This is a genomic window from Gottfriedia sp. NPDC057948 (assembly GCF_042887255.1).
Taxonomy (GTDB): domain Bacteria; phylum Bacillota; class Bacilli; order Bacillales; family Bacillaceae_G; genus Gottfriedia.
Genome location: NZ_JBHVPN010000001.1, coordinates 200,649 through 214,527 on the forward strand (window position 1 = coordinate 200,649; position 13,879 = coordinate 214,527).

General features: G+C 35.1%; 13 protein-coding genes. 8 read left to right on the forward strand and 5 right to left on the reverse strand.

Annotated features, from left to right (window positions below; genetic code table 11):
- The first annotated feature begins 362 nt into the window (after nucleotides 1-362).
- A complete protein-coding gene (locus tag ACFVRR_RS00975; RefSeq protein WP_387323744.1) occupies nucleotides 363-611 on the forward strand; it encodes a hypothetical protein in 249 nt (82 codons plus the stop codon).
- 389 nt (nucleotides 612-1,000) lie between these two features.
- On the opposite strand, the gene ACFVRR_RS00980 is transcribed toward ACFVRR_RS00975, so the two are convergent.
- Complete coding sequence (locus ACFVRR_RS00980) at nucleotides 1,001-1,201, reverse strand: cold-shock protein (protein ID WP_387323746.1); 201 nt, start codon at nucleotides 1,199-1,201, stop codon at nucleotides 1,001-1,003.
- Nucleotides 1,202-1,250: 49 nt separating this feature from the next.
- The gene (locus ACFVRR_RS00985; protein ID WP_387324896.1) at nucleotides 1,251-1,763 is read right to left on the reverse strand and encodes a DUF3231 family protein; all 513 of its coding nucleotides are present in this window, start codon (nucleotides 1,761-1,763) and stop codon (nucleotides 1,251-1,253) included.
- A 196-nt stretch (nucleotides 1,764-1,959) separates the two neighbouring features.
- Between ACFVRR_RS00985 and ACFVRR_RS00990 the strand changes: the two genes are divergently transcribed.
- On the forward strand, nucleotides 1,960-2,199 hold the full coding sequence (locus ACFVRR_RS00990; RefSeq protein WP_387323748.1) for a WGxxGxxG family protein: 240 nt from the start codon (nucleotides 1,960-1,962) through the stop codon (nucleotides 2,197-2,199).
- 322 nt (nucleotides 2,200-2,521) lie between these two features.
- Here the strand turns inward: ACFVRR_RS00990 and ACFVRR_RS00995 are convergent, their stop codons facing one another.
- Complete coding sequence (locus tag ACFVRR_RS00995; RefSeq protein ID WP_387323750.1) at nucleotides 2,522-2,719, reverse strand: hypothetical protein; 198 nt, start codon at nucleotides 2,717-2,719, stop codon at nucleotides 2,522-2,524.
- 1,287 nt (nucleotides 2,720-4,006) lie between these two features.
- Between ACFVRR_RS00995 and ACFVRR_RS01000 the strand changes: the two genes are divergently transcribed.
- The gene (locus tag ACFVRR_RS01000; RefSeq protein ID WP_387323753.1) at nucleotides 4,007-4,906 is read left to right on the forward strand and encodes a DMT family transporter; all 900 of its coding nucleotides are present in this window, start codon (nucleotides 4,007-4,009) and stop codon (nucleotides 4,904-4,906) included.
- Between the two features lie 417 nt (nucleotides 4,907-5,323).
- Here ACFVRR_RS01000 and gltP read toward each other — a convergent pair whose 3' ends face one another.
- Nucleotides 5,324-6,610, reverse strand: a complete 1,287-nt coding sequence (gene gltP / locus ACFVRR_RS01005) for a glutamate/aspartate:proton symporter GltP (protein WP_387323754.1) — start codon at nucleotides 6,608-6,610, stop codon at nucleotides 5,324-5,326.
- Nucleotides 6,611-6,764: 154 nt separating this feature from the next.
- Here gltP and ACFVRR_RS01010 point away from each other — a divergent pair, with 154 nt between their 5' ends.
- The 3 genes from ACFVRR_RS01010 to bcaP all read left to right on the forward strand — a co-directional run bounded on the left by ACFVRR_RS01010 (nucleotide 6,765) and on the right by bcaP (nucleotide 10,809).
- The gene (locus tag ACFVRR_RS01010) at nucleotides 6,765-8,045 is read left to right on the forward strand and encodes an ATP-binding protein (RefSeq protein WP_387323757.1); all 1,281 of its coding nucleotides are present in this window, start codon (nucleotides 6,765-6,767) and stop codon (nucleotides 8,043-8,045) included.
- Between the two features lie 5 nt (nucleotides 8,046-8,050).
- The gene (locus tag ACFVRR_RS01015) at nucleotides 8,051-8,968 is read left to right on the forward strand and encodes a response regulator (protein WP_387323759.1); all 918 of its coding nucleotides are present in this window, start codon (nucleotides 8,051-8,053) and stop codon (nucleotides 8,966-8,968) included.
- A gap of 431 nt (nucleotides 8,969-9,399) precedes the next feature.
- Nucleotides 9,400-10,809 carry a branched-chain amino acid transporter BcaP gene (gene bcaP / locus ACFVRR_RS01020; protein ID WP_387323761.1) on the forward strand — a complete coding sequence of 470 codons (1,410 nt, stop codon included), beginning with the start codon at nucleotides 9,400-9,402 and terminating at the stop codon, nucleotides 10,807-10,809.
- 620 nt (nucleotides 10,810-11,429) lie between these two features.
- On the opposite strand, the gene ACFVRR_RS01025 is transcribed toward bcaP, so the two are convergent.
- Nucleotides 11,430-12,149, reverse strand: coding sequence for a 3-ketoacyl-ACP reductase (locus ACFVRR_RS01025; RefSeq protein WP_069033091.1), 720 nt, complete (start codon nucleotides 12,147-12,149; stop codon nucleotides 11,430-11,432).
- Nucleotides 12,150-12,225: 76 nt separating this feature from the next.
- Here ACFVRR_RS01025 and ACFVRR_RS01030 point away from each other — a divergent pair, with 76 nt between their 5' ends.
- Nucleotides 12,226-12,426 (forward strand): hypothetical protein, encoded by a 201-nt coding sequence (locus tag ACFVRR_RS01030; protein ID WP_387323763.1) that lies wholly within the window; start codon nucleotides 12,226-12,228, stop codon nucleotides 12,424-12,426.
- Between the two features lie 471 nt (nucleotides 12,427-12,897).
- The gene (locus tag ACFVRR_RS01035; protein ID WP_387323766.1) at nucleotides 12,898-13,866 is read left to right on the forward strand and encodes a 2-keto-3-deoxygluconate permease; all 969 of its coding nucleotides are present in this window, start codon (nucleotides 12,898-12,900) and stop codon (nucleotides 13,864-13,866) included.
- The last annotated feature ends 13 nt before the right edge of the window (nucleotides 13,867-13,879 follow it).

A 13,879-nucleotide genomic window follows, 5' to 3' on the forward strand; every position in this document is an offset into this window, starting at 1 on the left:
ATTGTGAAATTCTGTGATTTCTTCTACAATTTTAAATTTGTGCAATTCACCCTACCTCATAATAAAGCTTTACTTTTCAAATGCACAGAAATTGCACGGACATAATAGAAACAATAGAATTAAAAGAGTTGCAATGAATAAAATTTCATCAACCGCTTGATTTACTGGACTTAATTGAACTAAAATATTCATAATTACTGTATAATACTCGTACTCTGTGTAGGGGTCGCTGGTTCAAGTCCAGTTGGATCATACCAAAAAACCCTTGATATTCAAGGGTTTTTTTATTGTATAACAGAATATAGATTTTAAGAAACAGGGTTAATGGGGCAGAAATATTTTTTTAGAAGGAAGTGATATTTTTGAAAGTATCTAAATTAGATGGAAATCAAATTAATGAATACAAATCTAGTTTATTTAATATGGCTTATTTTTGGATAAAAACAAGAGAAGCTTTGAGAAGAAGCTTCGAAGAAATAACCTATCTAGAATTCAATCTAGAACAATCTGAAAGAGAATTAAAAAGATGGGTATTTGGTGATTTATCAGATATAAAACTCCAAGTTGATTCGAATGGAGCAAAATTAGAAGAACGTATTGAACGGATTTAGAATGCACTTACTATGAAAGTTGAACAAAAAGAAAAGTTAGTGATGCTAGTAAGCACTTTAAAGGACTAGATCATAAATTTCTTAAATTAAATAGGAAACCGTTTTTCTTTCTTAATAAATAGCCCCTGTATCTTTTTTGATACAGGGGCTATTTATTTCTTATCAATTCTTTCTTGAAAAAAACTTATCGACTGTCCAGTTACGAAATTTATTATTTTCCAATTATAGAACAGTCGTTAATTTTTATAGGATTAAACTAGCTAATAAAAGTGAATATCTATCCTTAACTTATTAAGAATAACCAACAAATTATATAAAGAAAGTATCTTTTTAACATGAAAAAATACTTTTTTCTACCCTTTTATATTATTAAGCCTGCTTTATTTTATTTATGCTTTTTGAACATTTGTTGCTTGTGGACCACGTTGACCATTCTCTACTTCGAAAGTAACTGCTTGACCTTCATCTAAGGATTTAAACCCTTCACTTTTAATTGCAGAGAAATGAACGAATACATCTTCACCATTTTCACGTTCTATGAAACCAAAACCTTTTTCTGCATTAAACCACTTTACTTTTCCATGTTCCATTTTATTACTCCTTATATTTTCACTTGCAAATTTTATTGACTTGTTATTATTATTGTTGTTTTGTTTCATGATGAAGAGGCGGTGGGACCAACCAACCTTTATCTTTCATCATTTGGAGTAATAGTGCTCCATCCTTTGCTTTTTTAGCACCCATTTGTCCATAAAATAACCCAACATCTTCACGAATTGATTGACTCATTCCTTGACTACTTGCTACAACACCTGCTGCTATATCGGCTGCTACAATATATGCTATTTGCGCATCTTGTAATCTTGCTCCAGCTGGGATTTGTTCAAGATCTGCTTCAGGTCGTTCTGCTGGTGTAGGAGGAACCGCGATATCGTTATGTAGTAATATTTCTTCTATTTCCTTTATTGAAGGCTTAATTGATGATTCAATTACTTGTTTTAAAAATGCTTTCAACTCTTGATCACCAGTATGGTTTATATAGACTTGATATCCATCCAGTGCTGCTTTCGCGACTGATACAGCGCTCCATAATCCAAATACTTCACCATAATGTAAAGGCTCATCTTGTGGATTTCCACTTAAAATACCCATAATTATCTTACTTCCCTTCATTATTAGATTCATGCTATTCTCCTTTTCGCGGAATAGATTCAAAACTATTCTTTATCAAAAAATAAGAAATTATTCTCGATTTTTTTATAATATGGGTTTATTTACCATGGTTGTTTTCACGTTTACTACTCAAAATATTAATGCTCCTATACTAAAAAAAAAGGTGGTGAATTAATTGAGAAGATTGTGTTTGGTTTTATTTTCAATAGTATTATCGCTATCATTTTTAACTAATAATGCCTCAGCTGATAATAATAGGTACTCAAACAATATGAATAATCGATACAATCCAACACCTGTGACTAACACTACGAATACAAACGATGATAACGATCATGATTGGGGTTGGCTTGGACTATTGGGGTTAGCTGGGTTATTAGGATTAAGAAGGAAAGATCGTGACGACCGAAAGTAACATATAAGTTTTTTAAACTATCTAAAGCTTATATTTTCTCCTGCATGTAGTATAAATAAGTTGATTTTTTGAAATAACAAATTCCAGCCATCATCCTTCTTTTTGTAAGGATAGCTAAAATAAATTTAGTCAAAAACAATCACAAAATTTGAAGAGAGGATACTTTGTTATTTCATAAAAAAAAGAATCTTTTATGAAGATTCTTTTTTGTTATTGCATTATGGGAAATGTATAGACTTTAAATGAGTAAGTCTAATATAAGTTATTTCCCCACTAGCTTGTACTAATTCGCTCAAATTTTTATCGCGGTTAGGTACGAAAATTACCAATTATCCCAACCAGAATTTTTGCGACTTCTGTCATCGTTTTGATCACGATCATCATTGCAACGATTTACTGCACGACAGAATTCATCTTTATCAATCGTGATTTTCGCATTAAACGTAAAATCTCTATCCCTTCTTCTGTTTCTATCATTATTTCTTTCGTTATTTCTTTCATTGTTACAGTTGCAACCCATTATAACAACACCTTTTCCTTTTAATTTCTTCTCTACATCCTATGATTGGACAAATAAAAAGAAATGGACAGGTGTTTAATTTTAAAAAAAGGATTTTCTCCGATAGGTCCTTTTTTGCTTCTTATATACTAACGCATGCGTGTGCGGCCGAGCATAGGTCGTATCATATAACGGGTGGGATTCCCGTCGAGTAAGAACTAGCCATTCGCTCGTAGCGAGTCTTGGAGGATTAAAGGTAACTTTAATCTTTAAGCGTAGACAGTTAGGTGGAGCAGCCGTCAAGGCTGAGAATCTTATGAAGTGAAAGTCTCCTGTCATCAATTGACCGATTCGGATGACTAGCATATCCAATGCGTAGGGAGGTAACGAACTACGTTCTGCTTGGAAGTAAAAGTCACGGCGGCCTATTCTACACAGAGAGAATAAGGTCGGAACAGTCTGTGTGGCGAGCAAACCTAGAGGCCAGAAGGAATTAACGAATACTGCAGTCCCGAAATCTACGCCCCTCTATGAAACTGTTTTGAGGGATGATTTGCTTAGCGTCGACCTTTATCTAACGGGGGAAGACCGATGCCTTACGGGAAGAAACGGTCAAAAGCACCGTAAGGGCAGCCGGGGCAAGGGTTCTAGCATCTAGGGAAAGGTTCTCAGAGATAACGACGGGAAGGTCCTACTTCAAATTGGGAAGGTACTTACCAATAGAGACCTATCATATAAGAGGCTAATAGAAAATGGTAGGATGATTTAGGACTGGCGCATGAGGTCGTAGTAGCCATGAGGGAAGGGTAATGCCTTCCTAAGCGTAAGATAATTACACTTCTATCAAGGTAACTCCTATGATGGAGCGAAGGACCTCTGGGCACTTGGGTAGTCAGAACATACAAAGACACAGAGCTTTTTATTTGTTCACTGACTAGCATACAAGTAAACCAATAACTGATGGGGGAATATGTGTACCAACATTTAATCCTGCGGTTACAAGGGAAGGCGAGTATGTGATGATAACCAAGGTCAGAACCGGACTCGGGAAATCCGACCGTCCAGGATCGTAGGGGGGCTACAAGAAACGTGACTCAATAATCATTGATTGCGCGCGCTTGTTTTCTACCCGACTGCGGGCCGAAAGCCAAAAATGGTTAAAGGCTACTCGACTACTTCACAATAGAAGGTCGCTTTTTAATTGAACTAAAAAGCAAATTATTGAAAGAAATGAATCGAGAATCTTTTGAACTACTTTAGTTTGATTTGTTACAATTACTGGAGGAACAGTAGGAAGAGGTTATATTAATGATAAAATTTATGTATATTTTTTGCATGATTGTATGGGGACTTAATTTTATTGCTGTAAAAATTCAAGGAACTCCAGTAAGCTTAGAATTATCCTTAACTTTTCGACTAGTTATGACAGCCTTTTTATTTTTAGTTCTTATTTTGTTCATTCGACCAAAGGGGAGACCAACAAGTAAAGATATCCCGTTTGTGATAGCATTTGGTATTTGTAATTTTGCATTAAGCTATCTTTGTCTTTATTACGCTACAATTTTGAGTTCTGCAGCAATCGTAACATTGGTATTTTCTTTAAAAGTGATTTTAACTCCGATTGCTCTCCGGATTTTTTTAAAAGAAAAATTACATTCGAGAGTTCTAATTGGAGGTATTCTTGGTGTAGTGGGAGTGTGTATTCTAATTTATCCGACACTGGAAAATTTTCAAGGGTTCCATGACATAAAAGGAATTATTTTCGCTTTCCTAGGTACTCTCCTAACAGCAGTTGGTGACGCATGCTCGGCAAGAAATGCAAATCGCAAGGTTGATCCCATTTATGCAAATGCAATTGGATTTACAGTGGGCAGTTTATTGATGGGAGCAATAATATTGTTTCAAGGGAAAGAATTTATTTTTCCAACATCTTTTACGTACTTATCTGCGTTGTTATATTTAACATTGGTTGCTTCTTTTGCTGCATGGTTATTCTATTTGAAGCTAGTAGAAAAAATTGGAGGAGCTCAAAGTGGCTATATGGTCGCCCTTTTCCCCGCAATTGGTGGAGTGGCCTCTGTTTTAATCGGCGAGTCTGATCCATCAGTGTATTTGATTGCTGGTTGCTTTTTTTGCTGTATTGGCGCTGCGATTGCTTTAGGTTTTGGAACGAGAAATCAGAATATGAAGTTGCCTATACAGGGTTAACTAAGGCTATTCTTAAACGTAATGTTTTAGTGGTATGAATATTGAAGATATTTCCAATAACAAAAGCGAATAACGAATACAATACATAATAATTTTTATATAATAAAGAACAGTTACATTTTACTTTTTTACCAATATCACCTACTTATTAGGGAAACTCTTTCTCCTGTGAGTTTCTCTTTTTTGTCAGTCTAAACATAACAATGTAAATAGGTAAAAAGAGCCTGTATCGAAAATTACTTTGAAGATACAGGCATTTAATTTAAACGATTATTTGTTGTTATATAGATTAGTTGATTACAAGAAGAAGAGCTTATCTCATATTAAAAAAGCGAGAAGGCTTAAGAAATGTAGTCAATGCATGTAATTTTAGTAGTCGGTGAATCTAGGTCTACTCAATTATCATGTTAAGAAAGATTATGCTACATTTGTTTGTTTATCTGAATCAAGTGATTTAATATAAGCTTGCGCTTTTTGTTTATCGAATTGACCTTCTGATTTAGAAATAACAACTACCGCAAGCGAGTTACCTACTACGTTAACTGCTGTTCTCGCCATATCTAAAAGACGGTCAATACCTGCGATAAACGCTAATCCTTCTACCGGAATTCCAACTGTACCGAGCGTTGCCAACAATACAACAAACGACACTCCCGGAACCCCTGCAATTCCTTTAGATGTTACTATCAATACAAGTACTAGTGAGATTTGGTCGCTAATCGATAAATCAATACCATACATTTGCGCAATAAAAATGGCCGCTAATGCTTGATATAACGTAGAACCATCTAAGTTGAAAGAATATCCTGTTGGGATAACGAACGATGTGATTCCTTTAGGGCATCCAAATTTCTCCATTTTATTCATAATACGAGGTAAAACAGTCTCAGAACTAGCCGTTGAATAAGCAAGGATCAGTTCATCTTTTAATAACTTAATAAAATGAATAATGTTTATGCCTGCCCATCTTGCAACAAGTCCTAAAACAACTAACACAAAGAAAATCATCGTTGAATAAACAAGAATCGTTAACTTACTTAATGGAATCAGTGATTGGACACCGAATTTTGATACCGTTATACCAATTAATGCAAATACACCAAATGGAGCAAACTTCATGATTAGATTTGTCACATAGAACATTGCTTCAGCTGTTCCCTCGAAAAACTTTATGACCGGTTTTCCTTTTTCACCTATCGCTGCCACACCTAGTCCGAATAAAACAGAGAAGAAAATAATGGCTAACATGTTTCCTTCTGTCATTGCTGAAATGATATTTGGCGGAACGATATTGACGAAAGTTTCAGCAAAACCGTGGCTTTTCGTCGTTTCGGTTGTTTGTATATAGCTTCCGATATCTGTTTTCTGTAATGATGACATATCAACGCCGCTACCGGGATGAAAGATATTTGCCGCTAGCAATCCAACAAGGATGGCAATAGTTGTGATGATTTCAAAATATAAAATCGTTTTACCACCGAGTTTACCAAGCTTTTTCATATTTCCAACGCCGGCAACACCGACAATTAAGCTTGAGACAACAATAGGAATAACAATCATTTTGATTAAACGAATAAAAATATCTCCAATCGGTTTTAGGAATCCTTCAATATTTGGATTTCCATAAAAGGCAGCTCCAACTGCGATACCTAAAATGAGACCAATTACAATCTGCCAAGCTAACCCAAGTTTTAGTTTTTTCATCCCATACACCCCTTCAAATTTATTAAGAATATGAATGTAAGCGATACCACTCAAAATCATACAGAATCATACAAAAACCTACAAATAAAAAATAAAAAATAAATAATTTTCTCACAACTATTTCAATTTTCCAAAGGTTTGAGTAAAATGTTTAATGTTTGGAGGTGTCGAACTGAAGGAACGAATTTTAGCAGTTGTATTTTTGATGATTTCCGTTCCGCTCGCTGGAGAGTTTAAATTCTATCCGTTCAATGATGCATTCCGTGTCAGCCTGGGGACACCGGCATTTTTCTTATTTTTGTTATTGGGAAGGGGCATCCACCCGAATATTGCAGGAATTTTGACTGGGACAAGTGTGTTTGTATTTCGGTTTTTTTTGGCGGTCCTAATCAGTGACATACCGGTTGATGAGGCATTTTACAGTCATTTTCCGGTACTCTTTTATTACGTCGTGTTCGCTTTCATCTTTCATTTTACAAAGATGAATGAGCAGCATAACAAGCCATTTATGATCGGATTACTAGGAATGGTCATAGAAATTGGTGCAAGTTTAGTTGAAATGGTGATTCGATACTCGATAGCCGATAAAATGATTGCATTTCACTCAATCGAACAGATTATCTTTATCGCGTTTATTCGAAGTTTTTTTGTACTTGGTTTTTTTAACATTTTTAAACTGAGAGAATCAAAATTGGCAGTGGAAGATCAACGTAGACAAAACGAGCAAATGCTGTTGTTCATTTCGAATTTGTATGAGGAATCGGTACAGCTTAAGAAAACAATGCAAAATGCGGAAGAAATCACCCGCATAAGTTATGATTTTTATCGTAGGTTGAAATCGGAAGTTTCTCATGTCCATTTTTCCCAAACCGCACTGCAAATTGCAAGTCTCGTGCATGAAGTAAAAAAAGATAATCAGCGAATTTATGCTGGACTATCACAGTTGATTTCTACTGAAAAGCTAGGGGACTACATGGGCATTGAGTTACTGAGTAACATTATCCTTGTTTCCAATAGACGGTATGCAGAGTTATTGAATAAACACATTTCGTTTTCTATGCACGTCGAAGGGGAACATCCGCCATATCATGTATATAGGGTATTATCTTTGATAAATAACTTGATCGCAAATGCGGTGGAAGCCATTGAGAAAGAGGGACATGTATCGTTGTATGTCATTCGAAGAGACTGGATTGTAGAATTTCATGTCTGTGATAATGGACCAGGCATTGCACCGAAGTTGAAAGAAGTCATTTTTAAAGAGGGGTTTACATCTAAGTATGATGCTTCCGGCAATCCTTCTACAGGAATTGGACTTTCATATGTGAAACTAACCGTGGACAAGCTTGGCGGACATATTAAGCTAAAAGAAAGTCATAAAGAAACAGTATTTGTTATCGAGCTCCCGATTAATGCGATGATACAGAAAGGATAAATCAAATGAATTATTTTATTATTGACGATGATCCAGCTATTAGAGCGATGCTGATAGATTTGATTGAGGATGAGGATTTAGGCAAAGTGATGGGTGAAGCAGAAGACGGATCATTGGTAGACAATGACTTGCTTGCGCTCAAAAAAGTAGACGTAGTACTTATTGATTTACTGATGCCAAAGAGGGATGGAATTGAAACAATTCGTGTTCTTTCTTCTGAATTCAAGGGGAAATTTGTGATGATTTCGCAAGTAGAGGCAAAAGAGCTCATAGGGGAAGTATATAGTTTAGGAGCAGAATACTACATCACTAAGCCGTTAAACAGGATTGAAATCTCAGGAGTGTTAAAAAAGGTTAACGAACGGGTGATTCTGGAAAAATCAATTCGAGGCATACAAGAATCGTTAACTTTATTAAAAGGACATCAGTCGCCACCATTCGGCTCTTCTCATTCAAAAAACATAATCGAAGCCGGCCGTTCATTGATTTCGGATTTAGGGATTATCGGAGAAAGCGGAAGTGAAGACTTGATGAATATTTTAGAATTCCTGCAATACCAAAAACAAAAGTTTGGATCCTTCTACATCTTTCCGTCTCTAAAAGAAATATTTTATGGAAATGCCAAAAAATCGCTTGGAGAACAGGCTACCGAGGCGGAAATACAAAAAGAATCGAAAGCCTCCGAACAACGGGTTCGCAGAGCTATTTACCATGTGCTCATCCATATTGCCTCATTAGGATTAACAGATTACATGAATCCAAAATTCGAAGCGTATTCATCCACGTTTTTCGATTTCTCGGAAGTCCGAAAGAAAATGTTAGAGCTTGAAGGTAAAAGTGAAAAAAGCACTAATCAAAGCCGAATCAACATGAAAAAATTCATTCAATCGCTCTATTTAGAATCAAAGCAGTTGGTGGATTAGCCAATAAATTTGTTTCTTCAAATTGCAGGGATTGTAGTCAGGTTGTAACAAGGGTAGGGATAATAAGCCCATGAAGTCTTTGTTTATTTAATTTTAGCAAGTTTTATATAGAAATAAATACCTTACTAAAAAGTTCCCAAAATTTTATTATCTAATATAAACGGCCAAAATTTTAAGTGCATGATTTAGGAGGTGAAATTAAATGGAAAATGATCTGAATATAGTCGTTCTGCACAATTTCTGAATATTTTTTTTTGTTGAAAAATGCTTTGTATAATTAAAAATCGTATGATAAGATAAAAATCGTTTAATTCTAACAATTAAATTTTTCTGGTTTTAGTTGTCGGAATTTTCTATTTTTTACAAACAACTATGTAACTATTAAAAAATTAAAATTGGAAAAGTAGCACAAGAATTTAGAGGAGGCTCATATGAATTTATTTCGAAAAAAATCAGTTTCAAGCAGTTCGCCTAGTTCACTTAAACAAGTTCTAGGGGCGTTTGATCTTACAATGTTAGGTATCGGTGCCATCATCGGTACAGGTATATTCGTTTTAACTGGTGTAGCAGCAGCTGATTACGCTGGTCCAGCACTTATTCTTTCATTTATTATTGCAGGTTTAGCTTGTACATTCGCTGCACTTTGTTACTCTGAATTTGCATCTATGATTCCAGAAGCTGGTAGTGCTTACACTTATAGTTATGTTGCTTTTGGTGAAGTCATTGCTTGGATATTAGGTTGGGATATGGTACTAGAGTATGGACTTGCATCTTCAGCAGTAGCAAGTGGATGGTCTGGCTATTTCCAAAGTTTATTACATGGTTTTGGAGTAAACCTTCCAACAGCTTTAACAAGTGCATTTGATCCATCTAAACATACATTCATTGATTTACCGGCAGTAATCATTGTTTTACTAGTAACGTTCATTCTTACTAGAGGTGTTAGAGAATCAGCAAAACTTAACACAATCATGGTAATTGTAAAATTAGCAGTAGTAGCACTATTCATCGTAGTTGGTGTTTGGTACGTTCAACCGCATAACTGGACTCCATTTATGCCAATGGGATTCCATGGGGTAACAGCTGGTGCTGCAGTAGTAGTATTTGCTTACTTTGGATTTGATGCAGTATCAACTGCAGCTGAGGAAGTTAAAAACCCTCAACGTAACTTACCAATCGGTATTATCACGGCTTTAACAATTTGTACAATCTTATATATTGTCGTTTCATTAATTCTTACTGGTATCGTTCCGTTTGATCAATTAGGTGTTAAAGACCCTGTTGCTTTTGCACTAGCATTTATTCATCAAGATTGGGCTGCTGGTTTCATTTCACTTGGCGCAATCATCGGTATTACAACTGTATTAATCGTAATGATGTTTGGACAATCTCGTCTATTCTATGCAATCAGTAAAGACGGTTTATTACCAGGAAAATTATCAAATGTTAACAAGAAAACTCAAGTTCCTGTAACTAGTACATGGGTAACTGGCGGACTAGTTGCTGTATTTGCTGGTTTAATTCCATTAAACAAATTAGCTGAATTAACAAATATCGGTACTCTATTCGCTTTCTCTGCTGTTTCTCTTGGTATTCTTGTATTAAGAAAAACTCGCCCAGACTTAAAGCGCGGATTCAAAACTCCTTGGGTACCTGTAGTACCAGTATTAGCTGTTGTATTCTGTGTATATTTAATGCTACAACTTTCAGCATTTACTTGGAAGGGATTCTTGGTTTGGTTAGTAATCGGTTTAGTAATTTATGTTACTTACGGTTATAAAAACAGTAAATTAAATCAGAGTAACAGTACTGAAGCACCACAAATAAAAATGTATAAATAAAAATTGGGCTATCCCTTAAGTTAGGAGAACTGACTTTTGGGAAGCCCTTTTGACCTAGGCGAAGATTACTTTGATAAACAAAGACAGGAATCTATAGTTGCCATTCGGTTCGAAGATTAGAAAGCTTAGGCTATTCCGTATCAATAACTGAAGCCTTTTAATCTATTTGATCAGTCCATAAACACCAACAATAAGTCGCACCTCTTTTTTAATAAACGAATGAGCTGCTTCTATTTAGTATTGATTTATTTAACATATTCTGTAGGAAAACTATCCTATACTGACTTTGAGAGAGGCTGTTCGTGAAAAGGGAACATTATTGCAGGTGAATTTGATTCTACTATCAATGAATTTTCCTTACAGAAAGTTAAGAATTTCTAAACAAAGTCGGTCCTTAATGAATACCAGTTAAATACTATTTGTCATTATTTTAAAAAAACATCAGCATGGAGAGGATGGGCAAATTATTACTTTCTACGATCAAATGCTTGTACGCTTAGCACAGAATGAAGTTAACCAGTTAATTGTTGATATTGATAAAATATGTCCTTGAATCACTGATACATATAAGAGTATTTTGCTCGAACTAAAGAAGCAGACCCCAATGGATCTGCTTCGTTTTATGATGGATTTGTTGACCATAATCCAGCTGTTTTAATGAAAACTCTTGGATTAAATTTTAAACTAGCCACGACTAATTCTGCAAGGTCTTCTGGGTGCATAACGTTTTCTTCATTGCCTTTAACAAGATTTGTATCAATGGCTAAATCAGTAACGACCGTACTTGGTGTTAAAGCAGTAACACGGACATTATGTTTTCTTACTTCTAGCATAAGTGATTCTGTTAGTCCTAAAACAGCGAATTTAGAAGCACTGTAAGCACTTGTAACAGGAGCACCTTTTTGGCCAGCAGATGAAGAGATATTGATGATATCTCCTGATTTTCTTTCAATCATTCCCGGTAATACTGTTCTTGTTACATTATACACACCCATTAAATTGACTTGGATGATTTTTTCCCATTCTTCTGGTGTTAGATCAAGGAACCCACCAAATTTAGCAACACCAGCATTGTTGATTAGGATATCAATTGGGCCTAAGTCTGATTTGATATGTTCAACAGCATGGGTAACGGATTCAAGATCGGTTACATCTGCTGTTGCTGCCGAAACCTTTACATCAAATTGTGCTAGTTCAGCAGCTACCTTTTCTAGATTAGATATATTTAAGCCGATTAGACCTAAATGAACGCCTTCTTTTGCTAAGGCAATAGCCGTAGCACGTCCAATGCCTCTTCCTGCTCCAGTAACTATTGCAGTTTTTCCATTTAAAGAAATCATTTTATCACTCCTAAAAATTATTACTAATTGAAGTAGTTATTGTAACAGAAAGACCGCAAGCATGCATGGAAACAGCTTGCGGTCTTTGCTAATTAGAACTAAGGGTACAACTCTTTGGAATTTTAGAAAAGATGTTGTAACTGGTGGAGATTTTACGTTATATGCCAAATGGACCCAAAAATCGTTAGCATCCTACTACAAAATCCGTGCTTACAAAATGGTTGGATCGAAGAAAATCTATGGCGACTTCACAGGCGTTATTTCGATCAAAATGTAATAATGTAAGAAAATAAATCAAGCAGTTTAGCAGTCAAAACAAATTTAAAAAGGGTGTTTCAGATAAACACCCTTTTTACTAAAAACTATTAATCTTTTTTTATACAATCTCCCCCATAAAAATATAGATGACCACAAGGGAATTAATTTTCCTTGTGGCTTTTTTATGGTTTTAGTTTGATTGGGATAAAATTCACCAGCCCTCATGTGGGAATCATTCATGTAATCCAATGAATACCTATTAAAAAACTTTTTTTAAGCAGTTATTCAAACTGCTTACTTTTTTTATTTACAAAAAGGATTACAAAACTTTCATAAACTATGAAAATACTTTTCATCAGAATATGATAGACAGGTAACAAAACATAGTACATCATGCAAGAAAAATGGAACCGCTTTCTACAATTATTTGAGCGATTGGTAAAACAATGGATTCATTCGAGATGATAAAACTATTTTAGGAGGGTTAAAAATGCAAATTCCAATTAAGAAAACGCTTGATAAAATTCCAGGTGGTCTGATGGTTGTTCCACTTTTTTTAGGAGTATTAACGAATACCTTTTTCCCACAATTTTTACAAATTGGAAGTTTTACAACGGCATTATTTAGTAAAGAAGCATCGTCTACCATTTTGGCGTGTTTTATGTTTTTAATTGGTTCACAAATTAATTTCAAATTAGCACCAAAGGCATTAAAAAAAGGTGCAATATTATTAACAGGAAAATTTATAGTGGGTGCAGGTATCGGTATAACTGTAGCAATGCTTTTTGGGCCTGCCGGAATATTAGGATTATCACCATTAGCGATCCTAGCAGCATTATTAAATGCAAATGGCGGATTATATGCATCTCTTGCTTCATCATATGGAGACGAAACCGATGTAGGCGCATATGCTTTATTTTCTTTAAAAGATGGTCCATTTTTTACATTAGTTGCATTAGGTGCATCTGGTCTTGCCACAATTCCTTTTCAAACACTTATAGGAGTATTAATTCCGATCGTAATAGGAATGATTTTAGGAAATATTGATTCTGATATGAGAAAGTTCCTTGGAAGCAGTAAATTATTATTAATCCCATTCTTCTCATTCCCATTAGGTGCAGGAATGAATCTTTCAACTATTATAAAAGCTGGAGGTCCTGGGATATTACTAGGATTAATAGCTGCATTCACTGGAATTGGAGCTTATGTACTATTAAAGTTATTTAAAGAAAATCCGATCGTTGGTTTAGCAACAGGGTCAACTGCAGGGAATGCTGTAGCTACACCAGCTGTTGTTGCAGTAGCAGATCCAACCTTAGCTGCAATAGCACCAGGAGCTACTGCACAAGTTGCAGCAGCATGTGTAATATCTGCAATAGTTTGTCCTATTATTGTTAATTATGTATTTAAAATGTCCGAAAAGAAAAAAGCTAATAAATCAATTGCAAGAGCATCATGACAATAAAGTAAAA

Excerpts from the sequence above, each read along its gene's own strand:
- ACFVRR_RS00980 (WP_387323746.1), bottom strand. The coding sequence starts at position 1,201 with ATGGAACATGGAAAAGTAAAGTGGTTTAATGCAGAAAAAGGTTTTGGT.
- ACFVRR_RS00985 (WP_387324896.1), bottom strand. The coding sequence starts at position 1,763 with ATGGGTATTTTAAGTGGAAATCCACAAGATGAGCCTTTACATTATGGT.
- ACFVRR_RS00995 (WP_387323750.1), bottom strand. The coding sequence starts at position 2,719 with ATGGGTTGCAACTGTAACAATGAAAGAAATAACGAAAGAAATAATGAT.
- ACFVRR_RS01000 (WP_387323753.1), top strand. The coding sequence starts at position 4,007 with ATGATAAAATTTATGTATATTTTTTGCATGATTGTATGGGGACTTAAT.
- gltP (WP_387323754.1), bottom strand. The coding sequence starts at position 6,610 with ATGAAAAAACTAAAACTTGGGTTAGCTTGGCAGATTGTAATTGGTCTC.
- ACFVRR_RS01010 (WP_387323757.1), top strand. The coding sequence starts at position 6,765 with ATGTTTGGAGGTGTCGAACTGAAGGAACGAATTTTAGCAGTTGTATTT.
- ACFVRR_RS01015 (WP_387323759.1), top strand. The coding sequence starts at position 8,051 with ATGAATTATTTTATTATTGACGATGATCCAGCTATTAGAGCGATGCTG.
- bcaP (WP_387323761.1), top strand. The coding sequence starts at position 9,400 with ATGAATTTATTTCGAAAAAAATCAGTTTCAAGCAGTTCGCCTAGTTCA.
- ACFVRR_RS01025 (WP_069033091.1), bottom strand. The coding sequence starts at position 12,149 with ATGATTTCTTTAAATGGAAAAACTGCAATAGTTACTGGAGCAGGAAGA.
- ACFVRR_RS01035 (WP_387323766.1), top strand. The coding sequence starts at position 12,898 with ATGCAAATTCCAATTAAGAAAACGCTTGATAAAATTCCAGGTGGTCTG.